Genomic DNA, 26,502 nt, shown 5'->3' with positions numbered 1-26,502 from the left:
ATCTCTGTCTCACAGCCAGTTTACAACCAACGATATCGTTTTAGAGCAACCTTGCCAAGGTTGAGGTCACGCTTTTAGTTCAAAAGAAAGCGAACCTCGTGTGTCGCTCCAAATTAAAGCCCTAGCAGAAATTGGGTAAATCCCCCCCCTACGTTCACTATATTCGTTGACGGTTTCGGACGTGAAATTGAAATATTTTAAGCAAAGCCATCACCATCAAACAGCAGTGCTTCAATTTATGGTCAAATCTCGCATCGTTTTTACTCTCCATCCCCAATTCTAGAATGTTAATAATTTGATAAAGCAACCTTTATCTTGAGTTGTTATTATTTTGTGATGTGAAATTTCGGCCTACTTCACATAATTTTCGTGCCAACATTTAATTTATGGTGTGAATTATTTGCAAAAGCGTGATTTATATAAACTTATCAATAACCCATTCATGGGAACGGTTCCTAATGTGACATTGATCTATTTTTACATTGATTTGGTGAATGTAAACTCCATCCCCGTCAGCAACGTTAAGGGAATACATAAGCAGTGGTTGCTGAGTAATAAAGAGATTGAGTTATTCATGATTACCAAAGTAGCGTGCTACTTCCCCCGGTGAATCTGAACTTAACTCATTAATTTTATTGCCTATATCTCAGGATGAGATTCAAGGTGTCAAGCACCAACATAATGATAATGATGACCATAAGGTCGATGGAGTATAAAAAATGAATTTTGCTACCTCTGGTAAACTTTCTCTTGCCGCAATTCTAATTTCAGCCGCACTACAAGCAAACGCAGGTATCAGTGTTGAAGGTGAACAAGGTGTTTTCTCAATCGGCGGTGATGTTGAGTTCGATATCAACCTTCGTGATAAAAATGCCACTGACAAGCAAGAGCTAAATCAAGACGGTCGTCTTTTGGTTCAAATCGCTGGTGAGCGCAGTGTGAGTGGTGACCGTTATATCAAAGCACAAGCACAACCTTTACTTAAAACAACGGGTGATGTTGAGCTTGATGATGCGTGGATTGCATTTGGTCAAGCAAATAACTGGGAATTGAGAGTAGGTCGTTATGAAGCATTTGATCTATTCCCTGTTGGTCAAGATACTATGCTTGAATACGCAACAGCAGAACCGTATCGAGCGAATGCGGCTCGTGGTCGTGGCGATAACGGCCAAGTCGGTTTTAGTAAGACAGCGGATAATCTTTACTTTGAACTCTCTACCAAATTTGAGAAGAATGCGACTACAGCGGATAAAAATGCTGTGTTCGTACGCCCAGTTGTTGCGTACCAAATCGTTGACTCAGTTCGTGTTGCTGCTGGTTTAGAAGCCAATCTGACTGCAGATGATAAAGATGCTGCGAATGATTTCCTTGGTTATGGCGCGACAGTTAACTATTCTGCTAACGATCTTTCTATCAACGTGAACTATGCGTTCCGTGATTTCGACAAAACTAAACAAGAAGATACGACCATCGGTGCTAACTTACTGTTTAAAGGCTTTGGTCTAGGTCATGTCTATGGTGATGTTGATAAAGGTACTAGCGAGAAGGTAAATACCACTTATGCTTCTTACCAATTTGCTAATGTGATGGATGTGGAAGATTTCTCTGTTTATCTAGGTACTTACTACTCGAAAGTAGACGACACAGAAAACAAAGATCTAGGCATGCGTATCCGTCTAAAATACTTCTTCTAAGTTTTAAAACTTAAGCATTAAATCTCAACTGCTTTTGATGCCTACCGTTCGGTAGGCATTTTTTGTATAAGCAGATGCGATGATTTACAGCTGTTTAAGCATCCACACATCGCAGCCGTTGTGCTCAGTGCCGTCCATTGGTCGATCCAAATGTATAAATCCGAGCTTTTCATATAACTGAATGGCGGATGTCATACTAGATAACGTATCCAAATAGCAAGATTGATAACCTGCATTTTGAGCAAACGATAGGCATGCTTCACTGAGCATTTTTCCTAGCCCGAAACCGCGACTTTCTGGTAATAAGAAGAGTTTTTTTAGCTCACAGATCCGTTGGCTATGATGAAAGGCTGCAATACCTGCTCCACCGACAATGATGCCGTCACGTTTGGCTACCAGATAAAGGCTGCTTCTCTCTTGCGTATAATGTTGACTCATGTTTTCTACTTCAGCATCAGATGGGCCAAAACCCTCACCGATGGCCCCAAATTCAGCGCCTACAGATTGGATAATTTTACAAATGTCCGGATCATCTTGTGGTTCGATTGGTGTTATCGTGATGTTCATCGTTTCTTCTCAAAAATAGTCATGTTTTTATTATTGTTTGGGGAGAGGGAGGTGATATCAAGAGAGCGGCAAAAATAATGCCGTTTTTTTGTTCAAGAGCAAGCGTCAGTATCATTTCAATTTGGCTTTAGAGGTGGCTTTCGATACTATGTGCAGCTATCTGAAAAATACAAAAACATCCTATACGGACACTACCTACAGGTAGATGAGGAAACGATGCAACATCTAGAAGAGATTATTGCTAATGCGACCGCAGCGATTAATGCTGCCGATTCGCTAGTCGCACTTGATGAAGTGCGTGTTCAGTACTTGGGTAAAAAAGGTGAGTTAACCACTCAGCTACAGAGCCTAGGTAAATTGCCACCCGAAGAACGTCGCGCTGCAGGTCAAGAGATCAACGTTGCGAAAGAGACAGTGCAACACGCCATTGCTACGCGTAAAGATGCTTTGCAGCGAGCAGAGTTAGAAGCCAAACTAGCGGCTGAAACGATTGACGTTACTTTGCCTGGACGCCGCATTGAAAATGGTGGCTTACACCCAGTGACTCGCACAGTTGAACGCATTGAGCAGTTCTTTGGTGAGCTTGGTTTTCATGTTGAATCTGGACCTGAAATTGAAGACGCCTTCCACAACTTTGATGCGTTGAATATCGCTGCCGATCACCCAGCACGTACTGATCACGATACCTTCTTCTTTAATCCAGATTTAATGTTGCGTACACACACGTCAGGTGTGCAAATTCGCACTATGGAAAATGGTCAACCGCCGTTTCGTTTTATTGCGCCGGGCCGCGTATATCGTAATGACTACGACCAAACACACACACCAATGTTCCACCAAGTTGAAGGAATGTTGGTTGATGAGCACGTCAATTTTGCTCAGCTTAAAGGTATTTTGAACGATTTCTTATGTAACTTCTTTGAAGAAGAAGTTGAAGTGCGTTTCCGTCCTTCTTATTTCCCATTTACAGAACCTTCTGCGGAAGTGGATGTGAAGGGTAAAAATGGTAAATGGCTTGAAGTTCTAGGCTGTGGCATGGTTCACCCGAACGTTTTGCGCAGTGTTGGTATTGACCCTGAAAAATATTCTGGCTTTGCATTTGGTATGGGTGTTGAGCGTTTAACGATGCTTCGTTATGGCGTCAACGACCTACGCGCGTTCTTTGAGAACGATCTGCGCTTCCTCAAACAATTCAAGTAATTCAAGGGTAAACACAATGAAATTCAGCGAATCATGGCTTCGTGAGTGGGTTAACCCTGCGGTTACGACTGACGAACTTACACATCAAATTACAATGGCAGGCTTGGAAGTCGATGACGTTCTTGCTGTCGCCGGTGAATTTACTGGCGTCAAAGTGGGTCACGTTGTGGAATGTGGTCAACATCCAGATGCCGACAAACTGCGTGTAACGAAAGTTGACGTGGGTGAGGAAGAACTGCTTGATATCGTTTGTGGTGCAGCAAACTGCCGCCAAGGCTTAAAAGTGGCGGTAGCGACTGTTGGTGCTGTACTGCCCGGCGATTTCAAGATTAAAAAAGCAAAATTACGTGGTCAACCTTCTCACGGCATGCTTTGTTCATTCAGTGAGCTAGGGATTGATGTTGAATCCGCTGGCATTATGGAGCTTGCAGAAGATGCCATCGTTGGTACTGATTTCCGCGAATTCCTAAGCTTAGATGATGTGACTATTGATGTCGATTTGACCGCGAACCGCGCAGATTGCTTTAGTATTCGTGGCCTTGCCCGTGAAGTAGGTGTATTGAACCGCATTGATGTCACTGAGCCATCAGTCACCGCTGTTCCTACTTCAATTGAAGATAAAGTCTCTATTGAAGTGAAAGTACCGGCCGCTTGTCCGCGTTATCTTGGTCGCGTGGTTAAAAACATTAATGTTCAAGCCCAAACACCGCTTTGGATGCAAGAGAAGTTACGCCGTTGTGGTCTACGTTCAATTGATCCAGTGGTTGATATCACTAACTATATCTTGCTTGAACAAGGCCAACCGATGCATGCCTTTGATCTTGCCAAGATCGAAGGCGGTATTGTTGTTCGTATGGCCGAGCAGGATGAAAAACTTACGCTACTCGATGGTACAGAAGCTAAGTTGAATGTTGATACGCTGGTTGTTGCCGATCACAATAAAGCATTAGCCATTGCGGGCATTTTTGGTGGTGAAGGTTCAGGCGTTAGCTCAGAAACCCAAGATGTACTGCTTGAGTGTGCTTTCTTTGCACCAGACCATATCCGCGGTCGTGCTCGTAGCTATGGCCTACATACTGATTCATCCATGCGTTTTGAGCGCGGTGTTGACTACGCGTTGCAAGCCAGTGCGATGGAACGAGCGACTCAGCTGCTGGTTGATATTTGTGGCGGTGAAGTTGCACCTGTGGTTAGTGTTGAGTCTGAAACGGAGTTACCTAAACCAAATCAAGTCACACTTCGTCGCACTAAACTGGACAGTTTGCTTGGTCATCACATTGCGGATGCTGATGTGGTTGAAATCCTAAAACGTTTAGGTATGAGTGTTGAGAGTCGCGCAGACAGTTGGGTCGCTACCGCGCCAACGTGGCGTTTTGATATCGCGATTGAGCAAGACTTGATTGAGGAAATTGGCCGTATTTACGGTTACAACAATATCCCTAATCAAGCTCCCGTTGCAGCATTGAGTATGAATGACCACCAAGAAGCAAACTTGCCACTTAAGCGTGTTCGTCATTTGTTAGTTGACCGTGGTTACCATGAAGCGATCACCTACAGCTTCGTTGAGCCAGAGCAGCAGAAACTGATTGTTCCAGATGTTGAACCACTCATTCTACCTAATCCTATCTCTGCTGATATGTCGGCGATGCGTTTGGGCTTGATCCAAGGTCTATTAAATACCGTGGTTCATAACCAGAAACGCCAGCAGCCACGCGTTCGTTTGTTTGAATATGGTTTGCGTTTTATTCCTGATGCTTCGGCAGAGAACGGTATGCGCCAAGAACCTATGCTCGCGGGGGTAATATCCGGTACTCGTGGTGAAGAGCACTGGAACATGGACACCGCAACGGTAGATTTCTTCGATCTAAAAGGTGACTTGGAAGCTATTCTTGATTTAACCGCCAACGGCAAAGCTTACAGTTTTACTTCTGTTGCACACCCAGCGCTGCACCCTGGGCAATCGGCCGCTATCGTTGTCGATGGTGAGATTATTGGGGTGATAGGCACTGTTCATCCAGAGCTTGAGCGTAAGTTTGGCTTGAATGGCCGCACCATCGTATTTGAACTTGAATGGTCAGCGGTGAACACCCGTGTAATTCCAGAAGCTGCATCACTGTCTAAGTTCCCAGCGAACCGCCGTGATATAGCACTGGTTGTTGATGGCGCCATTGCTTCAGGTGATATTGTCGATGCATGTCGTAACGCTGGTGGTGAGCTTCTAAAAGATGCGAAGCTGTTTGACGTTTATGTAGGCAAAGGGGTTGAAGAGGGCAAGAAGAGTTTAGCGATTGCGTTGATGCTTCAATCGACTGAACGTACTTTAGAAGAAGCCGATATTGCAAGCGCTGTTGAATCGATTGTGACTTCAGTAGCGGCACAGTTTGGTGCAGCCTTGCGCGACTAATTCAGAAAGTAGCCTAAGTATATTTGAGCAGGTTCAAGTTGGGCCTGCTTTTTTATATGCAATTTAGTGACAAGTTAGTGTTAAACAAGTCTATGATTTAACAGGTTATAAATTTTTTTATCAGAAATCGATATCCATTCAAAATAGTATGAAATTCTAAAAATGTTGGCCGTTATAATATAACTAACTAAATTGTCAGTGTTTTTTCTCAATCTTCGACGTCTAATTGTATAAATGCAGCCAGTATATGCGCTTATTTTGATTAAACTATTAATATTGTTGCGAATAAAAAAGTTGGCGAAAATCAGAAGCTTGGCATACACTTTTCAGGTAAAGCCGATATCTTATTGATTGGCTAAGCGAAAATGCTTTGGCGCTGCTTAGAAGCAGCAAGGTTTAACATAGCTTTGAGGGAAGTTTTATGGCGCTCACAAAGGCCGAATTGGCTGAAAACCTGTTTGAAAAGCTTGGATACAGTAAACGGGATGCCAAGGAAACGGTTGAAGTGTTTTTCGAAGAGATTCGCAAGGCGCTTGAAAGTGGCGAACAGGTAAAACTATCTGGTTTTGGTAATTTTGATCTACGAGACAAAAACGAGCGTCCGGGTCGAAACCCAAAAACAGGTGAGGATATTCCTATCTCCGCTCGACGTGTCGTAACGTTCCGCCCAGGGCAGAAATTAAAAGCCCGAGTCGAGAACATTAATGTCGAAAAATAGACCGAGCAATAGACCACGCTATGCGTGGTCTTTTTTCTGTTTAAAGTGAGTTAAGGGTTCTGAACGTATTAGGCTGCTTGAATATGAGTGGTGATATACGGCTGCCAGGCGTTTTGGTAGAGCTCGATAGATTGGCGACGAAACTGGTTAATTTGCGCCTTTTCAATATCATGTAACGCTCGCTTCTCTAATGCGGCGACACGTTCAAACTTCTGGATCTGTTCATAGAAACGATGCTCGGGGCCATTTTTCACATCGGCAATGGCTTTAAGATGTAATTGTACTTCTGCAATAACATTGGTTTTAGGAAGTTGAACCAGTAAGTTTAAATCACGATAGCCTGATGCGGCAGGCGATTTAAAGCGGTTCTTTACTTTTACGATGCTGGCTTCTCGGCTTAATACTTCATAAGCCTCGACTAAGCTTGGCACATCATTTGCCACAAGAGTTGTTCTGGCTAAATCTGTGATCCTATCAGCTCGTCCACCTAATTCATGTTCTATTTTACTTAATGCTCGGTCACGTGATTTCACGCCAGAAAAGTGAGCCTCTGTTGATGTCAGTAAAGCAGTACTTCTGCACAATGTTTCAAGTTCACGTTGAGCTTGGTGAGCTTTACTGTAGAGAATTTCAAAGTCGTTGTAGGGTTGCAAAGGCTGGTTGTTGGTGGACTGGATGCCATATAAACCGCTTAAACTATGCTTGAACAGTTTAGATGAGAGTTGATTTTTCGATTCACCAACTTTGGCATCACTTTCTGAATTGAACGGAACGGCTGCAAAGGCAGGGGCTCTGCTTAGTACTAAAAGCATCAGTGCCGTAGTACGTAAAAATAGGCTCATTCATTCTCCTTAACTTAGTCTAGGTAAAAGGTGAAACCAAAATAGACCTAAACACGTGATAACCAGAGTCGCTTGCTATGAGATCTTGGGCTAAACAAAGTCAACTCAATAGCTCGTGGAACAATTAATCTATAATTTTGCGCTTTATCACAGGTCTTATCTTCAGACGCCTCGCCAGGCTATCTGTTCAATTTGATGTGTTACCAAGTGTATCTAATGAGGATGAACCAAATATGAACATCTTTATCTGTCTTTGTGCTGTTTGTTTAACCCGTTGGGGATTCACTTATTCGTCAGTAGCATGTACTTTGTCTGGCTGTAGATTTTAATCGTAGAGTACGAAGATAATGAAAGATCCCGAGTTTTGGCACAAGAAATGGGCATCCAACCAAATAGGATTTCACTTAGAAGATGTGAACCCATTGTTGATCGAATATTGGCCTCAACTCTCACCTCAACGAAATGAAAGTGTATTTGTACCATTGTGCGGAAAAAGTGAAGATTTGATATGGCTCGCTTCCCAGCATGAACAGGTTCAGGGTGTAGAGCTGAGTGAAATTGCCGTTCGTTCCTTTTTTGCCGAGCATTTTTATACGCCAACGGTCACTCGTTTAAATGGAGCGCATGAACTGTATCAGTTTGATGAACTGATGATTTATACCGGAGATGTCCTTAGTGCGCCGCTAAAAGCGGTTGAGCTTATCTACGACCGAGCGGCGTTAGTTGCGCTGCCCCCTGAAATGCGAAAGGAGTACGTTACTCGCTTGCTTTCACTCTTAAAAGAGGGCGGAAGGGTGCTGCTTGTGACGCTGGATTACGTTCAAAGTGAAATGATGGGCCCTCCATTCTGTGTCGCCAAAAATGAAGTTGAGTCGTTATTCACTGACTGCAAAGTGGCGTGTCTGTTTCGTGACGATGCTGATGAAAATCACCCTAAGATCAGTCAACGAGGATTGAGCCGTTTTGCTGAAGTCGTGTGGTTAATTGAGAAGTAACAGACTATGCTTAAATCGTTTATTTATACATCTTATACAACAATAAATAGGTAGGTTTTAGGCGTTTGATGAGAGCAAGCCATTACGTCTATATCAGCCGCTCTAATACTAAGGAAAAACTATGGGTTTGTTTAGTCGGAAGCCAAACAGCAATCAACAGTCTAAAAAGAGCAGTGATGAACTGGTGGTTGATTCAATAAAACGCACGATGGCTTATATTGAGTTTGATCCACAAGGACATATTCTGACTGCCAGCTCCTCATTCTTACAAGTGTTGGGTTATTCATTATCGGAAGTGGTGGGCCAGCATCATCGAATGTTCTGTGAAAGTGAATTTGTTAATGCGCCTCAATATAGTCAACTTTGGCAAAATTTAGCGCAAGGTAAACCTCATGCGGGTACGTTTTGCCGTTTAACTAAAAGCCATAATAAAGTCTGGATTGAAGCTACGTACATCCCAGTAAAAGATGAGCAAGGAAAAGTGGTTAAGGTGGTGAAGATTGCCAGTGATGTCACTGCTGCAAAAGAGAAATTGGATAGACAAGTGGCCGTATTTGAAGCTGTCGATAAGTCAATGGCTGTGATTTCTTTCACTCCCGATGGGACGGTTGTGGAGGCGAATCCAAACTTTTTGTCCTGTGTTGGATACAAATTGGCAGAAATCGTTGGTAAGCATCATCGACTTTTTTGTGATGATGAATTTTATAAAAAGGATCCTAATTTTTGGGCGTCGCTCGCTAGCGGCCATTTTAAAACGGGATTATTTAAACGTTTTACAAAACATGGTGATGAAATTTGGTTAGAAGCGACTTATAACCCCATCTTTAACGAAAAGCATAAAGTGATTGGTGTGACTAAGTTTGCAACTGATGTCACGCAACGAGTACTGCAAGCTCGGGCGATTAAAGAGGCAGCAGCGGCTGCGCATCACACCTCACAAGAAACGGTTAATATAGCTCAACTAGGCACCACCACTTTAGCCGAAGCCGCTTCCATTGCTAAAGAGATTGATAACGCGATCACTAAGGCGAATACATCGATGACGCAACTGGCCAACCAGTCGCAGCAAATCACCAAAATTGTAACCACCATTACAGGCATAGCAGAACAGACTAATTTGCTGGCGCTCAATGCCGCTATCGAGGCTGCGCGTGCTGGGGAGTATGGCCGGGGTTTTGCTGTGGTTGCTGATGAGGTGCGCTCATTAGCCTCCAATACCACTAAAGCGACCGATGAAATTGGTAATATTGTTAAGCTCAATAGCGAACTGACCAACAGTTCTACCTCTATGATGGGGGCAATTCAAGGCCAAGTCACGGCATGTAATAGCAAACTGGAAGAGACGCAAAAGCTGATTGATGAAATGAGAAAAGCCGCGGACAGTGTGGTTGGCACAGTCAGTGAACTGATTAAAGAGTAAAGCTCTGCAGCGAGTATTGTTGGTGAAGAAAATGAAAGCGAGCCTAGTGGCTCGCTTTGCGTTTTTACAGAATCACTTGCACGCTTTTGGCACATTGAATTGCGTTGTGCAAAGCCTGTTTGAGTTCTTTATCTTTCGCCAGAGCAACCCCAAGCCGACGGCGTCCATCAATGTCTGGTTTACCAAACAGACGAAGTTGAGTGTGTGGGATAGACAGTGCTTCATTTATTCCATCAAATCTAAGGTTAGTGGAGGTGCCTTGACCTAAAATAACCGCAGATGCCGATGGCCCATATTGGGTAATACTGTTGATTGGCATACCCGTGAACGCGCGCACGTGTAACGCAAATTCAGACAGCTCTTGCGAAATGAGGGTGACCATTCCCGTATCATGTGGGCGAGGGGATACTTCATTGAAGATAACATTATCGCCTTTTACAAACAGTTCAACCCCAAATAAGCCGTAACCACCGAGTGCATTAACCACTTGTTCTGCTACATATTCAGCGGCTTTAATTGCGTTAGCCGACATCACTTGTGGTTGCCATGATTCGCGATAATCCCCTTCCTCTTGTCGATGGCCAATGGGAGCGCAGAAATGGACACCATCCACTGCTCGAATCGTCAAGAGAGTAATTTCGTAGTCGAAATCGATAAAGCCTTCGACGATCACTCTCCCAGCTCCACTGCGGCCACCTTCTTGAGCGTATGCCCAAGCGCGGCTAATATCCTCTTGCGTCTTAATCACACTTTGGCCTTTACCTGATGAACTCATCACAGGCTTAACTACGCAAGGCATACCGACATGCTCAATCGCCAGTACAAAATCATTATAGTCATCAGCAAACTGATAAGGAGAGGTAGGTAAGGCAAGAGTTTCTGCGGCTAAACGGCGAATGCCTTCACGGTTCATCGTCAATTGAGTGGCCGTTGCAGTGGGGACAACGTTTAAGCCTTGCGCTTCCAGTTCAACCAGCTTATGAGTGGCAATTGCTTCAATTTCTGGCACCACGTAGTCTGGTTTTTCGAGTTCGATAATGGCTTGTAGCGCATCGCCATCGAGCATATCCAATACGTGGCTACGATGCGCCACCTGCATTGCTGGAGCGTTGGCGTAGCGATCACAGGCAATCACTTCTAAACCAAGGCGTTGGCATTCAATTGCCACCTCTTTGCCCAATTCTCCGGAACCAAGCAGTAAAACGCGGGTGGCATTTTCACGTGTAGCAGTACCAAACATAGTGAATCCTTACATTCAAGCAATAGGTAATAGCGAAAACAGCCAAAATCATACTAAAATTAAGAATAAAAGCAAACGTTTGCCTTTGTGGTGAGAGATGAGTGATTTCCTGTTCGTGCTGTCGATAGAGTGGTTTGTGTAATACGCAGTAAACGAACTCATATCTGTACAAAATTAAGGCTGAAATAGCAATTAATGTGCAGTAAATAGCATTCGAGAAACTGCGTTAAGAATATGAAGTAATTTCAGTCTAAAGTTTATGTGGGATTGACTAAGAAAAAGACACCTATGGCTATGAAAACTTTCTTACGTTTGCGTTTTATAACTCTACACACGAAAACTGCTCTGTTGTTTTCTGTCGGGTTGGTTGGGATCATTCTTAGCAGCTTATTTATTACTCGCCACTTTTTTTTATATAGTTTGAATGAACTTGAATCAATTGAGATTCATCGAGATAGCAATCAAGCTCAGTCGGTCATTCAAGATCTTTTAGTACAGCAAGAAAAGCGTTCTTATGATTGGGCTTATTGGGATGAAACTTATCTGCTGCTGTTGAATGGCGACACTCAATTTGCTGAGCGCAACTTGTATCCTGATTCCCTCGATACTTTAGGTTTAGACGTTTTGGCTTTCATCACCGAATCCTCGCAATTGGTTGAATACTTATGTCGGGATATTGAACCTGGCACAAACTGTTCGTTAGTGGAACAGTTGATACGCTCACAAGGTGTGAGCGACCATTTAATTCAGATGCATCACACACTTGATGAGGATAAAACTAGCCGCTCTGGCCTCATCCGTGTGGAAAATAGTGTGTGGGTGGTGAGCCTAACTCCGGTGCGTAACAGTGAAGGTACGGCTGATGTTGTGGGGTGGATGCTATGGGGACAGCACTTAACCCGCCGTTTCCCTTCTCAGTATCAGAACCTACTAACCGCTAAAAATGACATTGTAGTTACCGATGCTCCTGTGATTTTACCTGTTAGTCATAATCAAGAGGGTATTGAAAGAGATCAAAATAATATCACGCATTACACCTTACTCAGTGATATGACAGGGCAACCTATTGGCTATCTAAAAACCTGTGCTCAGCGGCTTTACTATCAAAAAGGGAACGAAACTTTTTATTATTTGATTTTGACGATCATTATTGCGGCCGCCTTTGTTGCCGTGGCTACTTTTGCTCTGTTTCGCAGCAAGGTAGCCAAACGGTTTGAGAATTTTGAGCGTGGGATCAATCAGCTGATTGAAGAGAGTGCATTCTCTTCACAATCGAATGATAAACAAGATGAGTTTGAACGAATTACCGAACTTGTCCGTTCACTTGCTGCCTCATCCTCCTTGGCGGAAGATAGGCTTAAAGAGACGTTACAGAAATTTGATGCACTCTATCAAAGCCAAAATCTCGGAATGTTGCTGGTGGTTGATCGCTTCATTGTCGATGTGAACCAAGCCTTGTTGGATATGCTTTCTTATTCTAGAGATGAGTTGGTTGGAAAGGTTTTAGATGAGTTTTGTATTATACAAAATGATGTGGTGTGCAGCAGTGAATTACTCTACCAAAATATAGAACAAGGGATGCGTGAATTTGAGGGACATGTTGTTACAAAGGGTCAGCAGCGTTTAGAGTGTCTTATCGAAGCTACATTGATAGAACAACGTGGGCATCGCTCTATCATGCTATCGATTACTGATATCAGCGAGCAAAAGCAGCAAGAGCAGCTTATTTACGACCTTACTCATTGTGACCCAGTGTCAGGTTTACTTAATCGTCCAACGATGATGAGCCAAGTCCAGCCTTTGATTGACAATCCGACTGAATGTGGTGGGTTTTCCGTGCTCTACCTACGGGTTAAAAGACTAAAAGAAATTTCAGAAGTGTACGGACACAGTGCTTACGATATAGCCGTTAAACATTTTTCGGCTACGCTTAGAAACCGTTTCAATACGTCCATAATGGGACGAATTAGTGAATATGAATTTATGGTGTGTGAGTTGGGTAACGGGGCAACCTCTTTTTTGATTCACAGAGGCACTAAGCTTATCGATAGTTACAAGAGGAAGACTGACATTGGCGGCTTGGAACTCGATTTGAGTGTGGAAGGCGCTGTGATTGATTCACAATTGCCGATCGATTCTTTCGAAACTTTGGTTCAAAGTGGTTTTTATGCCATTCAACAAACAGAGAAAGCTGGAGCCAGCCTGGTTGTTTCAGTGACACAAGAATTGTTTGTTCATGCCCAGAAGTCGTTAGCGATCAATCGAGATCTCATCTCAGCTGTGAAAGATGGTCATATTATTGCTTACTATCAGCCGATTGTTCGTGCAGACAGTGCCGAAATCATTGGCTTTGAAGCTCTAGCTCGCTGGGAACACCCTCAACTTGGTATGGTTTCGCCAGCCGTATTTATCCCTTTGGCTGAACAACGTAAAGTGATCATTGAATTGGGAGAGCAGATACTAGGCCAAGCCTGCCAATTTATTAGCGAACTGCAAACGCAGTCGCAATTTTCGTTGGGTAAACGGCTAAGTATTCACTTCAATCTTTCTAGCCCGCATTTCTACAGTAAAAAATTGGTCGGGTACTTATCAGTATTGATTGAAAAATATCAAATTGAACCGGGACAATTAGTGCTCGAATTGACGGAAAGTATGTTGTTGGGGGCTGAAGAAGAGACGATCAAACGCATGGATGCGATAAAAAAACTCGGTATACAGTTGGCGCTTGATGATTTTGGTACGGGCTATTCCTCGTTTAGTACATTGTGTGATTTTCCATTAGATATAGTGAAGTTAGACCAGTCTTATATTTCCACATTGGAATCCAATGACAAAGCCAAAACCTTGGTGCGCAGTATTATCAATATGTCGCAAGAGCTAGGCTTAACTACCGTGGCTGAAGGGGTTGAAACTGCTTCGCAACTGCGCAAACTCAAAGTCTGGAATATTGATGAGATCCAAGGCTTCTATTTTTACAAGCCGATGAGTAAACAAGAGGTGTTCGATAATTTGTTGGGCGGAAAGGATATGCGGTAAAACCTGCACCATCAAAAGGCAAAAATCCCCATGCGTTGGGGATTTTTCACTAGAGCGCCTAAACCACAAGATAGGAAAGAGGAATGTCTGGGTTAATTACTTCCAAGGTGGCTTGAGTATCGGCTAAATGGCTAATACTGCCATCAGACATCTCAACTAATGCGGCTGCGACAATATTATCAAAGCGTTGGCCATCCATCATTAACTGAACAAGAGCAACTTGCAATGGTGGTAAGCTTGGGTTGAATGCGGCATTTTCAGCATACGCACCGACGTAGGTTTTACCATTCTCAATTTGCAGGGCAACACCACTGAGATTGTTGGTATAGGGTGCGTAACTGCGGTTTAGGCCATTAAGAGCTAAGCCAATGAGTGGATCATCTTCGCTAGTTGTTTTGCCGTGGTTAGCGTCTGCCATTAGACCAGAATCAACACCTAAATCGGCAGGACCAAATGATTCAGGTAGGTACTCTTGCAGTGACTTCTCATCACGCTGTGGTAGCTGAATGGCAAGCGAGTCTGCGGTTGTAAGCTCATTCATAAACTGACGGCAGTGCCCACAAGGGCTGAAGTTGATGGTAATGTCAGCAACGCCTTGTTCACCTTTCATCCACGCATGGCTGATGGCACATTGCTCGGCGTGTACGGTTTGGCCCAATTGCGCACCGGAAAACTCCATATTCGCGCCAAAGTACAAACGGCCCGATAAACCTCTGACGATGGCTCCCACGTAAAAGTTTGAAAGCGGTACATAAGCATAGGCGGCCGCAAAAGGCAGCAGTGCAACGCGCAATTCCGCATCGTCTAAGCCAGAAAGAGAAAGCAGTTGGTTGAACTGTTCTGGTGATAGGGTTGCGTCAAAATCATCGCACAGCAGAATGGGCGACAAAAATTCTGCAACGGGTTTTGGCGTATCCGCTAGCGCCTGTTCAATACGGCTTTTCATAATGAGTCCTTATCTATGTATTGAGGAATATTCTAGGCGAAGAATGAAATTTTACTGAGATTTAAATCACGTAATTTAATGTAACGTAATTTTGGTTTTCACATTTAGAGTGAGGTCACACATGAAATCGATTACAGTCAGCCTTAAAGTGAGACACGTCTACAATCAAAACCCATGAGTAGACGTATCTTTGATTTCTGTTGGCACTCTATAGCGTGGACAACCACATTGAAAAAGCAAAAAAACTTGGAGCAAGTATCGATGTGATTACGCCGCACACGACTAATGCAAGTGAACTAAATGCTGCGTCACGTGGATCTTTTTCAGCGCAGGTTGCTGTGCCCAGCGCATGAGATACGGTGCCCATGGTTAAGCCTTTAGCAATGGGATGCGTGATGTTGAGAAGGTTATAGATAGGGTAGGCGAGAATCGCGCCAAACAGCCCTACAATGACCACTAAAACGGCGGCAATGGCTGGCTCCCCACCGAGGTTACTGGAAACTTCCATCGCAATCGGTGTGGTAACTGATTTACCCAGTAGGCTGGCGATTAAATGTATATCCGTTTGAAGATAAACAGCAATTAAGCTGGCTGTGAGCATTGACATAGCACTGCCCACCCCACAGGCGAGGGCAATGATGCGCCAATTTGAGCGGATCTGAGGCAGTTGTTCATAGAGAGGATAAGCCAGCGCCACCACAGCCGGTTGCAACAGAAAGCTCAGCCATTGGTTATCAGCATAGTAACTGGCATAAGGAATGTTAAAAAATAGCAAGATAGGAATGATGATCACAAGGCTGAGCAGTAACGGATTCATTATGGCCGTTTTGCATTTTTTGCTGATCCAACGTGTCAGGAAAAAGACCGCAATTGTGAGTAATAACCACATCACTTATTCCCCTTTTTCAAAAAACGATCCAGCCCTAAACCCAGACAAACTAATACGATCAGCGTACCGCCCACCGCGCTGGCAAGAATCGGGATGGCGTTACTCATCAATAAATCAAAATGCTCGATTAATCCGACACTGATAGGGACAAATAAAATGACCATATAACGGATAAAAAGACTGGCACTGGGTTTTACCCATTCGACAGGCACGAGCCCACTTGCCAATAAACTAAACAGAATTAGCATTCCGATAATACTGCCCGGAATGGTGATGCCAAGCCAATGTTGAAGATTGATACCTGCCATCAGGCAAAGGAAAATCAGCCCCATAGAGACCAAATATTTTGCAATGGTATTCACAATAAAAGTCGGTGCCTTGTTGTGCCTAAACTATTTTCGGAAATGGAATCGCAGCGTGTTGGTTTGAAACCTGACAGCGCGAAAACCTCGTACATTAACTCGCGATGTCTTCGACATAACGGTAAACGGATTTTAAAATAGCCATTTTCTTTTCGTCACTGCTGTGGGTGTGAACTAAGTTCTCTAAATTGAGCATGTACTCTTCAAGGTGGCTTTCGAAATAATCACGACAGTGAGTTGCCCAACGCCTTTGCTCTTCGTCACTTAATGTCAATGGGTAATGGCGAGCGCGGTAGCGAAACAGCAAGGGTTCGATGCGCTTATCGCTAAAACTAATGTCTAATGCGGCGAGATTGACTGGGTCAGCTTGGCGAATGATCTCCATCGCCGCTTTGTCGGCTGGAGAGAAGAAACCGTCGTAGAGTTGAGTATCGACATCGTCACTGTGCTTATATTCGCGCTCAATTGTGTAGAGGCCAATCAGCTTTTCTCTGATCTCTGGGTACTGCTTGATGAGCGCTAAGTGTTCAAGACACAGGTTTCTATCGACCCCGATATGGTCTGCATTTTCGGCCGTTAATGTTTTGGCCGGCGCAAGGATAGGGCATTTATTGAGATGCACTAATTTGATGGGCACTGGCAATTCATCTTCTGCCAACTCTTCGCGTTTGGTATATAGACGTTGATGCAGTTCTTCGCTGCTTAAATCGATCAGGGGTTGAGGGTTTTTGGCAAGGTCCACCACAATAACCGCATTTTGATTGGTGGGATGCCAAGCAATCGGCACGATCCAACTGGTGTATTGGCATTCTCGGCCTAACATACCCGATACGTGCATTAAAGGTGTCATGTTGACGATATCAATCAGATCATTGAGTTTGCGTTTATGGCGCATGTTAAAAAAGTAATCAAACAACTTGGGTTGGGCGGCTTTTACTTTTTTGGCCAGCTCAATGGTGGCGATAACATCGGCCATAGCATCGTGGGCATTCGCGTGTTCGATGCCATTGGCAACAGAGAGATGCTCCAACTTAAAACTGGTAAAGCCTTCGTCATTTTCGGGCCAGTTGATGCCTTCTGGACGTAGCGCATGGCAGGCGCGCATCACATCAAGTAAATCCCAACGTGAATTGCCGTTTTGCCAGCTCCAAGCATACGGATCAATGAAATTACGATAGCAAGTGTAACGCGTTACTTCATCATCAAAACGAATACTGTTGTAACCAAGACTGGTGGTGTTGGGTGTGGCGAGTTGTTGATGAATTTTGGCGATAAATTCAGGCTCTGGCAAGCCTTGGGCCACCGCTTTTTGTGGTGTGATACCCGTAATAAGCGCCGCTTCTGGAGAAGGCAAATAGTCCGCTGGTGGTTGGCAATAGATAACCAGTGGTTCGCCAATAATATTAAAATCCATATCGGTGCGAACGCCCGCAAATTGGCTCGGACGATCTTTCGCAGGGTTGACTCCCCATGTCTCATAGTCGAGGAAAAAGAAAGTAGGCGGGTGCTCTTGTCGCATTCGATAGTATCCAGTCGCTGAAATTTAAGGTTTATTAGACCATTGCCCGTGTGACATAGCAATGTGCGAAGCATGCTCTGATGAGGATTTGAAATGAAAAAGCCGGCGCATTGGCACCGGCTTGGAGAAAAACGAGAACGTTCGATACTTTCTAGGCTTGCTGTTCTTGAACTTGTACCTGTTTACCGTTCAGTAAACGGCTGGTAATGGTACCTGCCGTCATTGAGCCTGAAACATTCAACGCGGTACGGGCCATATCAATCAAGGGTTCAATGGAGATAAGCAGTGCTGCAATCGTCACTGGTAGGCCCATCGCTGGTAGCACGATTAAGGCTGCAAAAGTGGCACCGCCACCGACGCCGGCAATACCAAATGAGCTGATTGCGATAATAGCCACTAGCGACAAAATAAAGTGCACGTCCATTGGATTAATACCGACGGTAGGAGCAACCATCACTGCGAGCATGGCTGGGTAAATACCAGCACAGCCGTTTTGACCAATAGTGGCACCGAATGAAGCCGATAGGTTGGCAATTGCTGGTGGTACGTTCAGCTTAGTGATTTGCGCTTCTACATTCAGAGGAATGGTTGCCGCTGAGCTACGTGAGGTGAACGCGAAGGTCAACACTGGCCAAATTTTTTGAAAATACTCTTTAGGGCTAACGCCTACAAAAGAAACCAATATACCGTGCACCACAAACATCAATGCAATGGCGACATAAGAGGCGACAATAAAACCGAGCAAACTCAGAATATCGCCCGCACTTGATGTAGCGACAACTTTCGCCATCAACGCCGCAATACCGTAAGGGGTTAGTGCCATCACCATTTTCACTAGGCGCATCACAATCGACTGTATCGCTTCGACAAAGGTGCGGATTGGCGTTTCTAGCTCGGCTTTCTCTGACATTACTTTACGCGCCGCAATACCCGTTAGTACGCCAAAAATAACCACAGCGATGATCGAGGTTGAGCGAGCACCGGTTAAGTCGGCAAAAGGATTGGTCGGAATAAAGCTTAATAGCATTTGAGGAATAGTTAAATCACTCACAGTAGCGGCGCGGCTTTCTAGTACAGCAATACGCGCCGTTTCACGGCTGCCTTCAACGAGGCCGTCTGCTGTTAAACCAAAAGCTTGGGTGACAAAAATACCGATCAATGCCGAGACAGCGGTCGTCAGCAGTAAGATAGAAATGGTCAGGCCAGAGATTTTACCCAGCGAGCCACCTTTATCGAGCTTCACAACCGCAGCGATCATCGACACCAGCACCAAAGGCATAATCACCATTTTTAGCAAACCAACATAGCCGTTACCGACGACGTTGACCCAGCCTAATGTTTCCTTGATGGCCACATGTCCTTCACCAAGAACCACTTGTAGAGCAAGGCCAAATGCGCTGCCTAGGATCAACCCAAGTAGCACTAAGCGTGAAAGAGTGTGAGACTTTTTCTGCTGTCCTAAGAGAAAAAACAGAATGCCAATAAATATTGCGAGTGCGGCAATGGCTGCAACTGACATGATGCGACACCTTAAAAGTTGTGTACCCATGATTACGTTGATCGCCGATGAGCGATGTAGTCGATAATGCTAGGTAAAAGGGGAATAAAAGCGATGAAACGCAACCATATCTTTTAACGTAGGTTAATCCAAAGACAAAATCAGCATGATTTAGAACAAATGGTTATCAATCTTTCTATTGTGCTGGTAAATGAACCGATCGGTGAGTTATTTAAGCAAGTCATTGATACTTCTTGAGCAAGGCAAGCATATCGCGAGAGTGCAAAATATCTATGGCGTGTGGTTGTATCGAGCCGAGCTCTACTGAACTCACAAAATCTCGCGAGTTCAGCTGATGATCTGAATAATTTAGTGAGTAAGTTTAAGACCCAGTAATTTCTGGGGAGATTTTTTATACCTAACCCATTTGAAGGAGAGAAAGTTAACCACTGACTTGTTGTTTCCATAAACGTGCGTAAAGTCCTGCATGTGCGAGCAACGCTTCGTGAGTACCTTGCTCGGCCACTTGCCCATCTTCGATGACGATAATGTTATCGGCATGACGAATCGTCGATAACCGATGTGCAATACTGATCACCGTTCGATTATGGCAAATGGTTTCCATATTGCTCATGATGGCCGCCTCTGACTGATAATCGAGCGCTGAAGTCGCTTCATCAAGCAGTAAGATTTTTGGGTTAACTAACAATGCGCGAGCCAGTGCAATGCGTTGACGTTGCCCGCCAGATAAGTTGGCACCTCTTTCTCCTACTTGTTGTTCAAACCCTTGTGGCAGCGCTTCAATAAAGCTTAACGCACCAGCAAGCTTTGCAACGTTTATCAGCTCTGCATCGCTTGCATCGGGTTTACAAAGACGAATATTGTCGGCGACGCTGCCTGCAAATAGCATGCTTTCTTGCAGAACCACACTCATGCTGCGCCTTAACGAGACCGGATCTGCAATGGCGAGATCCATACCATCGACCAAGACTTGCCCATGCAAAGGTACATAAAGACGCTGTAGCAGTTTCGTTAATGTACTTTTGCCTGATCCGGAAGGCCCGGTAATACCAATAAATTGCCCCGGAGCGATGGTCAACGAGAGATTCGCTAAGACTTCCGGTGCATCGATATGATAACGGAAGCGAACATTTTTAAACTCAATGCCTCCTTGAACAGAAGGGATGGAAGCAAGGCCATCTTTACTATTTTCAGCCGGTTCGTTAAGAATGTCGCCAACGCGACGCAAGGCTACTAAGGTGTGCTGGAAATCTTGCCACACTTGCGCAAGTCGCAATACGGGTTGAGTAACATGCCCTGCTAGCATATTGAAGGCAACCAATTCACCGGGAGTGAGCTGCCCATTGATTACTAAGTTGACTCCCCACCAAAGTAAAATGGCAGCGGCTATTTTCTGCACTAAGGCAATCAATTGCCCAGCAATTAAACTGGCTTTTTGGGCTGAAAACGCGCATTCAATTTGTCGACTGAGTATTTGCTGCCACCGTTCTAAAAATCGAGCTTCCGTTGCGGTTGTCTTGATTGTTTCGATACCCGTTATAGATTCAGTCAGGAAGGTGGTTGTCTCTGCTTCTGCGTCATACTCTGTCGTTACCTTGTGACGAACCCAAGGTCCAATACCTAACCACAGCAGAAAATAAATCACTAATGAACCGATAATCAGCCCGGTGAGCGCTGGCGCATAATGAAACATCACACCAATAAAGAGGGTGATAAAAATGAGATCCAAGAGCAGCATTAAGGTTGAGCCCGTCAAAAACTGACGTATTTGCCCCATTTCCCGTACGCGGGCGATGATTTGCCCCGTTTGACGCTGCTTGAAATAACTTAATGGAAGATTAATCAAATGCCGATACAACCGCCCCGATAGCTCTGCATTGACTTGACTAGAAAGATGACCAAAAACCGTATTGCGCAAATAACTGTAAAGAGGTTCAGCAATGGCTAGCGCAAGCATAGCCAGCGCTAAAACGTGCAAACTCGACAAACTTCGCCCCACAAGAACCTTATCAATAACGGTTTCAAAAAGTTTGGGACCAAACAGGGCAAACAGTTGCAGCACAATCGAATACAGAAACACATCACGTAGCTGTTTTGACTGACGAAGTATCGAAGGCATAAACCAGCGGAGGCCAAAAGCGACATCGCTTGGCTCTATACTCTGCTCAATCAGTAATAAGACCTCATAACAGGAACTTGACGATCCTTGCGCCAACGGGAACTCGAAATAGCGCTGTTTAATGGGATCGTACAAGGTCCAACCATACTCGTTTAGCGCATGAATGACATGCCATTGCTGACGGATTTTGACCAATGCAGGTAGCGGGATCGGCTCGCTTCCTCTGACGGTGATCATTCGGCTTTTCAGACCAATAGATTGAGCGGCTCGCTGAATGTCGAGAGCACTGAGCTCATTTTCGGCAACGCCTAGTGTATGAATCAGTTGTGATGGCGTGACTTTCTTATCAAATGAAAGGCTGGCAAACGAGAGGGCCGCTAATGCGCCATGGCTTTCTTGATCATGAACCGTTGAGACGGTGTTGGTTAAGGTATCCACTCTATTTTTCTCGCAATGCTTCAGCTTGATATTCTCGGATTGGGCTGAGTAGATAATCGATGATCCGACGTTGGTCGGTTTTAATCTCAGCCACGACAGACATACCGGGTAATAAGGCAACAGAGGCACCATCGACCTCAATTGTGTGGTTTAACAATTGCACTTGAGCGGGAAAAACCAACCCAAGTTGCTCATCCATTGTCGAGTCTCTGGAGACGTGGACCAATGTCGCCGATAAGGTGCCGTAACGCGTATAAGGAAAGGCATCAATTTTCAACGTCACGGGTTGGCCAGCATAAATAAAGCCAATGTCTTTATTGAGAATTTTAACTTCGGCGACTTGTACCGAATCGTCAGGCACAATAATCATCAAATTTTGTGCTGGTTGTAAGACCGCTCCAAGGGTGTGAACACTCAATTGCTGTACAGTGCCAGTGACAGGAGAGCGAACCACTTGTAATCCTTCATGTTCGCGTACTTTGTCCAGTTCATGTTGCAACGCTGAGAGTTGTAGGTGTGCTTGCTGACTTTTGTCTTGCCACTCTCTGGCTTTTTGCGCACGCAGCGCTTTTAAACGCTCTTCTAGGTTGAGATATTGCTTTTGCAGCACGTGCTGTTGTGATGTTTGCTGGGCTAACGCTCGTTCGGATTCTAATAACTCTTTTTCCTGCTCCAGATACTGCACTTGACCTATTAAACGCTGTTGCTTGAGCTTTTTTTGAGCATCAAGGCGCTGAGTAATATTACTCACTAACTGTTTTAAGCCTCTGATATCGACCTCAAGTGAGGATTGGGAAGCAAGATTGACCTGCATTTCAGCACGCAAGTTTTCCAACACCGATGTGAATTCGTTCTTTTCAGTATCAAAGCTGTCAATGACCTCTTGCTGCGCCGAAGGTGCCAATGCCAAATACAGGGGATGTTGAGCTAGAACAGCCTTACCACGCAACGCTTGATACTTGAGAAATTCATGGGTTTGATAGCGTATTTGATGACGCAAACGTTCAATATCTTGGCTAACGCCTAACGTGTCCAGAGTCAGTAAGGGCATCCCTTTTTCGACACGTTCGCCGTCTGCTATATGGATTTGTGCTACTCGGCTTTGTTCGTAAGACTGAATCACTTGCGAGCGCCCAGGGACTAACAGCCGCCCGTTTGCGGTCGCTTGGATATCCAATTTCCCCCAATAGGTCCAAAGTAAGGTGAGCAGTAACCCTACACTTAGCGTGATGGCGGTGATGCGAGCAAACGGAGAGGGTGGGCTCTGCTGTAGAGCAAGATGGCCGGGTAAAAACTCAAAGTAGCCGTTCGTTTTCGGGCGCTTAGAGCGAAGCTTCTTTAACTGAGAGATCATACTCGCTCATCCTCTTGTTTTAATGCTTGTTGCAGTTGCCACAACTGGAAATATTTGCCTTGCTCTGCGAGAAGTTGTAGATGCGTGCCTTGCTCTGTAATCTCGCCTTTTTCCAGCACGATAATCCGGTCACACTCTCTTACCGTAGAGAGGCGGTGTGCAATGGTAATAACGGTACGCCCGGCGGCAATTTGCTCCATATTGGTTTGAATGATGGCTTGTGATTCGTCATCTAAAGCGCTGGTGGCTTCATCAAGAATCAAAATCTTAGGGTCTGCAAGCAGTGTGCGGGCAATGGCTAAACGTTGTCGTTGCCCGCCTGAAAGTGACTGCCCCCCTTCAGCTAAAATCGTGTCGTAACCCAGTGGCAGCTTTAAAATAAAATCATGAGCGCCCGCTAATTTTGCTGCTTGCACAATCTCATCCAAACAGGCTTGTGGCTTTGAATGGGCAATGTTGTCACTAACACTTTTACTAAAGAGAAAGTTCTCTTGTGATACCACCCCCAACTGGCGACGCAATTCATGAACACCGATCTGTTTGAGTGGGGTGTTATCGAACATGATTTGGCCTGATTCAGGGCTGTACAGCTTGAGTAAAAGCCGAGCCAAGGTGCTTTTTCCCGACCCCGAGCCACCGACCACACCAATTTTCTCACCCGCTTGGATATTGAGTGAAAGCTGATTGATGGTCAGCGGCAAATCGGGTTGATAACGGAAACTCACTTTACTGAGAGTGATCGCACCTTGCAGTTGTAGGGGATGGCTGGCTTGCTGCTGCTCGGTGGGCAAATTGAGTAGGTCGGAAAGTTTATCGACTGCAATTTGCGCTTGTATAAATTGCCCCCACAGCTCGACGAGCCGGGCAAGAGTTTGTGCAACATGACTGGCGAGCATGTTAAAAGCGATCAGTTGACCTATGGTCATTTGTAACGCGAGCACTTCTGATGCGCCAATCCATAGTAGAAAGACGCTCGCTATTTTTTGGATGAACTGCACTGCGTGGCTAGAGCGGTTATTCCACTGCTGAACCACATAGTTGCTCGATATCATCTGTTCGGTTTGAGTATCCCAACGTCGAATAAAGCGAGGTTCAGTCGCTAAGCTTTTAATGGTATCACTCCCCGCGACGGTTTCAGTTAGAAACGAAGTGTTGTGCGCCATATGGGTAAATTGTTGTTCAATCGCTTGTTGCAGCCTTGGGGTTAGCCACCAAGCCAAAAAGAGATAACACGGCAGTGTGGCCAATACCAATAAGGTTAGCCCGCCAGAAAGTAAGCTCATCACATAGAAAAAGATCACGAGAAAAACGAGATCAATCGTGAGGGTAAACATCGAACCTGTGATGAACTCGCGTATGGTATCGAGCTCTCTTACTCGAGTCACAATCGCCCCAACTTGCCTTGATTTGAAAAACAGCAGCGGTAAACCAAACAGATGGTGAACCAATTTAATGCCAAGCTTAATATCAATGCGGTTAGCGGTATGAGCATATTGATATTCGCGTAAACCGCGTAGCAATACCTCAGCTATTCCAGAAATAACTAAGACGAACACTAAAACATCGAGTGTCGAGTGGGCTTGATGCACTAATACTTTGTCCATCACGACTTGGAAAAATAGCGGTGTAATAAGTGCAATAACTTGCAGTACGAAAGAGAATAAAACAATCTCAGCGATTAAATGTTTATGTTGCGATAATTCAGGTAAGAACCAACGAATATCAAAAGAGGATTGCTTTTTTTTGATATCTAGCGTTTTGCCATTCCAATTCTGTTTTAAATAGCTTGCATCTACTACTTTTGGGGTATCTGAATCACATGGGTGAATTAAACATTTATCCTGTTCAACTTTAGCCAAAATAAATGGGTGATTATTTTTGTTAAATAAAATAATCGGTTTCTTTATTTTAGTAATTCCAGTAAAAGACTTCACTTTATTAGCAGTGACTAAATAATTTCTTCCTTTTAAATCTTTTATTATTGAATCAATTGCATTGGATGGCGTTTCATTAGAGATGTCTAATTTTATCTCACGAATTCCGATCAGCGGTAAGTAGACTGATAAGCAATGTAGCATGGCTTTTTTTTCATTTAAATCAGTCATATATTTGATTCTTCAAGGGCCAGAAAAAGAAAGGGGGCGGATCATATCATTAATATCAATAGATGCTCAAATATTATCTGGTCTGATTAGTTAATTGCGGTTTTTAAAGGTTTTAATTATCAGTTGCTTGTATTCGGTAATATTTTGGTTTTGTTAATTTATTCATGACTTAGCGTTATTGTATGGTTGCATGCCATTGAAATGCTGTATAACATTAAAAATCATTTTTGGGTTATCGCTACTTTTTTATAAGTGGCTTTAATCTTTTTTTATTTTCTTTTTAAATTATGAGGTGATTTATTTATGTCTGAGAAATTTGTCCAAACAGTATCGAGTGTTAATTATAACAAAGGTGTTTTCTCTCTCTATTTTGTTGGACAGAATCAATCCAACATGGCAAACGGTATTATGGCGGAAAGTGATACGGACTTAGAGCTAAAAGAAGTGATTCATATGCCTGCTTCTGGTTTTATGTATATGGTTTCGATGGTTAAGAATATGCTTGAAGATCCTCGTATGAACGAAGAGTTAGAAAAATTAATTGCCGCAGGTTTTCTACCATCACCGAGTGAAGCACCTCAAGAGAACGAGAGTGGTATTGAGCCTGCTAAAAAACGCGTGACACGCACGAAAAAATAAAAGGTGGCTTAGCGTATGTTGATTCAACATCACGCGGCGAAACTGGATCGTGCAATGATGCAGAAAATGATGGGTGGGATTCTTCTACTCAGCCAATATTCTCCTCTGCATCAGCGGTATCTTATCAGTGAATGGCAGCAACGGATTATGCCATCATTTGAGTTAAATCAGTTTTGCTATTACGAAGATGAACAAGGACGTCCAATTGCATTTTGTAATTGGGCGTTTTTGTCTGAGCAAGTGAGAGAGTTGCTATTGTCCGGTGAACGAGAAATCGAAGCCGCTGACTGGCGCTCTGGTGATCATATCTACATTCCTGAAATGCTTGCTCCTTTTGGTCACGGACGTCAAATCGTCAATGACTTACGACAGCGTGTTTTTTTGCCGTGGAAAGGGCAAAAAGTGTGTACTGTCCGCGGCAAAATCGACACGCAAAACGGCCGCTGTATCCGTAAGGTACAGTGGTTTTCTATTTAAATAATAATAAGAGCCACAG

Annotated in this window: 20 protein-coding genes; 9 read left to right on the top strand and 11 right to left on the bottom strand. The window is 44.2% G+C overall.

Annotated elements, in window-relative coordinates:
• Positions 1 to 719 precede the first annotated feature (719 nt).
• Positions 720 to 1,694, top strand: coding sequence for a carbohydrate porin (locus AACV20_RS13425; RefSeq protein ID WP_088728926.1), 975 nt, complete (start codon positions 720 to 722; stop codon positions 1,692 to 1,694).
• 84 nt (positions 1,695 to 1,778) lie between these two features.
• Here the strand turns inward: AACV20_RS13425 and AACV20_RS13420 are convergent, their stop codons facing one another.
• Entirely contained in the window at positions 1,779 to 2,261 is a 483-nt protein-coding gene (locus AACV20_RS13420) for a GNAT family N-acetyltransferase (RefSeq protein WP_094132000.1), read from the bottom strand.
• Positions 2,262 to 2,477: 216 nt separating this feature from the next.
• Between AACV20_RS13420 and pheS the strand changes: the two genes are divergently transcribed.
• The 3 genes from pheS (at position 2,478) to ihfA (ending at position 6,583) form a co-directional block, all read left to right on the top strand.
• Positions 2,478 to 3,461, top strand: a complete 984-nt coding sequence (gene pheS / locus AACV20_RS13415; protein ID WP_017044058.1) for a phenylalanine--tRNA ligase subunit alpha — start codon at positions 2,478 to 2,480, stop codon at positions 3,459 to 3,461.
• Positions 3,462 to 3,477: 16 nt separating this feature from the next.
• Positions 3,478 to 5,865, top strand: coding sequence for a phenylalanine--tRNA ligase subunit beta (gene pheT / locus AACV20_RS13410; RefSeq protein WP_170907460.1), 2,388 nt, complete (start codon positions 3,478 to 3,480; stop codon positions 5,863 to 5,865).
• A gap of 421 nt (positions 5,866 to 6,286) precedes the next feature.
• On the top strand, positions 6,287 to 6,583 hold the full coding sequence (gene ihfA / locus AACV20_RS13405) for an integration host factor subunit alpha (RefSeq protein WP_010319630.1): 297 nt from the start codon (positions 6,287 to 6,289) through the stop codon (positions 6,581 to 6,583).
• Positions 6,584 to 6,651: 68 nt separating this feature from the next.
• Here ihfA and AACV20_RS13400 read toward each other — a convergent pair whose 3' ends face one another.
• Positions 6,652 to 7,425: a phosphoribosylglycinamide formyltransferase gene (locus AACV20_RS13400; RefSeq protein WP_017044849.1), complete on the bottom strand. Its 774-nt coding sequence runs from the start codon at positions 7,423 to 7,425 to the stop codon at positions 6,652 to 6,654.
• A gap of 347 nt (positions 7,426 to 7,772) precedes the next feature.
• Between AACV20_RS13400 and AACV20_RS13395 the strand changes: the two genes are divergently transcribed.
• Positions 7,773 to 8,420: a thiopurine S-methyltransferase gene (locus AACV20_RS13395; protein ID WP_170907459.1), complete on the top strand. Its 648-nt coding sequence runs from the start codon at positions 7,773 to 7,775 to the stop codon at positions 8,418 to 8,420.
• 121 nt (positions 8,421 to 8,541) lie between these two features.
• Positions 8,542 to 9,840: a methyl-accepting chemotaxis protein gene (locus AACV20_RS13390; RefSeq protein ID WP_088728922.1), complete on the top strand. Its 1,299-nt coding sequence runs from the start codon at positions 8,542 to 8,544 to the stop codon at positions 9,838 to 9,840.
• A 64-nt stretch (positions 9,841 to 9,904) separates the two neighbouring features.
• Here the strand turns inward: AACV20_RS13390 and purT are convergent, their stop codons facing one another.
• Positions 9,905 to 11,080, bottom strand: a complete 1,176-nt coding sequence (gene purT, locus AACV20_RS13385) for a formate-dependent phosphoribosylglycinamide formyltransferase (RefSeq protein ID WP_017047011.1) — start codon at positions 11,078 to 11,080, stop codon at positions 9,905 to 9,907.
• 288 nt (positions 11,081 to 11,368) lie between these two features.
• On the opposite strand from purT, the gene AACV20_RS13380 reads away from it, so the two are divergent.
• Positions 11,369 to 14,116, top strand: coding sequence for a bifunctional diguanylate cyclase/phosphodiesterase (locus tag AACV20_RS13380; RefSeq protein ID WP_249929754.1), 2,748 nt, complete (start codon positions 11,369 to 11,371; stop codon positions 14,114 to 14,116).
• A gap of 58 nt (positions 14,117 to 14,174) precedes the next feature.
• Here AACV20_RS13380 and cdd read toward each other — a convergent pair whose 3' ends face one another.
• The 8 genes from cdd to AACV20_RS13340 all read right to left on the bottom strand — a co-directional run bounded on the left by cdd (position 14,175) and on the right by AACV20_RS13340 (position 25,367).
• Positions 14,175 to 15,062 carry a cytidine deaminase gene (cdd, locus tag AACV20_RS13375; RefSeq protein ID WP_105976632.1) on the bottom strand — a complete coding sequence of 296 codons (888 nt, stop codon included), beginning with the start codon at positions 15,060 to 15,062 and terminating at the stop codon, positions 14,175 to 14,177.
• A gap of 208 nt (positions 15,063 to 15,270) precedes the next feature.
• Positions 15,271 to 15,951 (bottom strand): CidB/LrgB family autolysis modulator, encoded by a 681-nt coding sequence (locus tag AACV20_RS13370; protein ID WP_010319624.1) that lies wholly within the window; start codon positions 15,949 to 15,951, stop codon positions 15,271 to 15,273.
• Complete coding sequence (locus AACV20_RS13365; protein WP_033197434.1) at positions 15,951 to 16,283, bottom strand: CidA/LrgA family protein; 333 nt, start codon at positions 16,281 to 16,283, stop codon at positions 15,951 to 15,953. Before AACV20_RS13365 ends, AACV20_RS13370 begins: the two co-directional genes overlap by 1 nt.
• Positions 16,284 to 16,407: 124 nt before the next feature.
• Positions 16,408 to 17,832, bottom strand: a complete 1,425-nt coding sequence (gene sbcB, locus AACV20_RS13360) for an exodeoxyribonuclease I (protein ID WP_017047014.1) — start codon at positions 17,830 to 17,832, stop codon at positions 16,408 to 16,410.
• A 151-nt stretch (positions 17,833 to 17,983) separates the two neighbouring features.
• Positions 17,984 to 19,351, bottom strand: a complete 1,368-nt coding sequence (locus AACV20_RS13355; RefSeq protein WP_170907457.1) for an L-cystine transporter — start codon at positions 19,349 to 19,351, stop codon at positions 17,984 to 17,986.
• Positions 19,352 to 19,772: 421 nt separating this feature from the next.
• The gene (locus AACV20_RS13350) at positions 19,773 to 21,908 is read right to left on the bottom strand and encodes a type I secretion system permease/ATPase (protein WP_170907456.1); all 2,136 of its coding nucleotides are present in this window, start codon (positions 21,906 to 21,908) and stop codon (positions 19,773 to 19,775) included.
• 1 nt (position 21,909) lies between these two features.
• The gene (locus AACV20_RS13345; RefSeq protein WP_170907455.1) at positions 21,910 to 23,262 is read right to left on the bottom strand and encodes an HlyD family type I secretion periplasmic adaptor subunit; all 1,353 of its coding nucleotides are present in this window, start codon (positions 23,260 to 23,262) and stop codon (positions 21,910 to 21,912) included.
• Positions 23,259 to 25,367: a peptidase domain-containing ABC transporter gene (locus tag AACV20_RS13340; protein ID WP_170907454.1), complete on the bottom strand. Its 2,109-nt coding sequence runs from the start codon at positions 25,365 to 25,367 to the stop codon at positions 23,259 to 23,261. The genes AACV20_RS13345 and AACV20_RS13340 overlap by 4 nt, the downstream gene beginning before the upstream one ends.
• A gap of 303 nt (positions 25,368 to 25,670) precedes the next feature.
• Here AACV20_RS13340 and rtxH point away from each other — a divergent pair, with 303 nt between their 5' ends.
• Entirely contained in the window at positions 25,671 to 26,006 is a 336-nt protein-coding gene (rtxH, locus tag AACV20_RS13335) for a protein RtxH (RefSeq protein WP_013856638.1), read from the top strand.
• A 15-nt stretch (positions 26,007 to 26,021) separates the two neighbouring features.
• The gene (gene rtxC / locus AACV20_RS13330; protein ID WP_170907453.1) at positions 26,022 to 26,483 is read left to right on the top strand and encodes an RTX toxin-activating lysine-acyltransferase RtxC; all 462 of its coding nucleotides are present in this window, start codon (positions 26,022 to 26,024) and stop codon (positions 26,481 to 26,483) included.
• Positions 26,484 to 26,502: the final 19 nt, after the last annotated feature.

This window comes from Vibrio sp. B4-6, from assembly GCF_963888245.1.
GTDB lineage: Bacteria > Pseudomonadota > Gammaproteobacteria > Enterobacterales > Vibrionaceae > Vibrio > Vibrio anguillarum.
This window is presented reverse-complemented; position numbering and strand designations above follow the sequence as displayed.

Bases quoted from the DNA above. Each gene is read 5' to 3' on its own strand.
- AACV20_RS13425 (WP_088728926.1), top strand. From the start codon at position 720: ATGAATTTTGCTACCTCTGGTAAACTTTCTCTTGCCGCAATTCTAATT.
- AACV20_RS13420 (WP_094132000.1), bottom strand. From the start codon at position 2,261: ATGAACATCACGATAACACCAATCGAACCACAAGATGATCCGGACATT.
- pheS (WP_017044058.1), top strand. From the start codon at position 2,478: ATGCAACATCTAGAAGAGATTATTGCTAATGCGACCGCAGCGATTAAT.
- pheT (WP_170907460.1), top strand. From the start codon at position 3,478: ATGAAATTCAGCGAATCATGGCTTCGTGAGTGGGTTAACCCTGCGGTT.
- ihfA (WP_010319630.1), top strand. From the start codon at position 6,287: ATGGCGCTCACAAAGGCCGAATTGGCTGAAAACCTGTTTGAAAAGCTT.
- AACV20_RS13400 (WP_017044849.1), bottom strand. From the start codon at position 7,425: ATGAGCCTATTTTTACGTACTACGGCACTGATGCTTTTAGTACTAAGC.
- AACV20_RS13395 (WP_170907459.1), top strand. From the start codon at position 7,773: ATGAAAGATCCCGAGTTTTGGCACAAGAAATGGGCATCCAACCAAATA.
- AACV20_RS13390 (WP_088728922.1), top strand. From the start codon at position 8,542: ATGGGTTTGTTTAGTCGGAAGCCAAACAGCAATCAACAGTCTAAAAAG.
- purT (WP_017047011.1), bottom strand. From the start codon at position 11,080: ATGTTTGGTACTGCTACACGTGAAAATGCCACCCGCGTTTTACTGCTT.
- AACV20_RS13380 (WP_249929754.1), top strand. From the start codon at position 11,369: ATGGCTATGAAAACTTTCTTACGTTTGCGTTTTATAACTCTACACACG.
- cdd (WP_105976632.1), bottom strand. From the start codon at position 15,062: ATGAAAAGCCGTATTGAACAGGCGCTAGCGGATACGCCAAAACCCGTT.
- AACV20_RS13370 (WP_010319624.1), bottom strand. From the start codon at position 15,951: ATGTGGTTATTACTCACAATTGCGGTCTTTTTCCTGACACGTTGGATC.
- AACV20_RS13365 (WP_033197434.1), bottom strand. From the start codon at position 16,283: ATGGGGCTGATTTTCCTTTGCCTGATGGCAGGTATCAATCTTCAACAT.
- sbcB (WP_017047014.1), bottom strand. From the start codon at position 17,832: ATGCGACAAGAGCACCCGCCTACTTTCTTTTTCCTCGACTATGAGACA.
- AACV20_RS13355 (WP_170907457.1), bottom strand. From the start codon at position 19,351: ATGTCAGTTGCAGCCATTGCCGCACTCGCAATATTTATTGGCATTCTG.
- AACV20_RS13345 (WP_170907455.1), bottom strand. From the start codon at position 23,262: ATGATCTCTCAGTTAAAGAAGCTTCGCTCTAAGCGCCCGAAAACGAAC.
- AACV20_RS13340 (WP_170907454.1), bottom strand. From the start codon at position 25,367: ATGACTGATTTAAATGAAAAAAAAGCCATGCTACATTGCTTATCAGTC.
- rtxH (WP_013856638.1), top strand. From the start codon at position 25,671: ATGTCTGAGAAATTTGTCCAAACAGTATCGAGTGTTAATTATAACAAA.
- rtxC (WP_170907453.1), top strand. From the start codon at position 26,022: ATGTTGATTCAACATCACGCGGCGAAACTGGATCGTGCAATGATGCAG.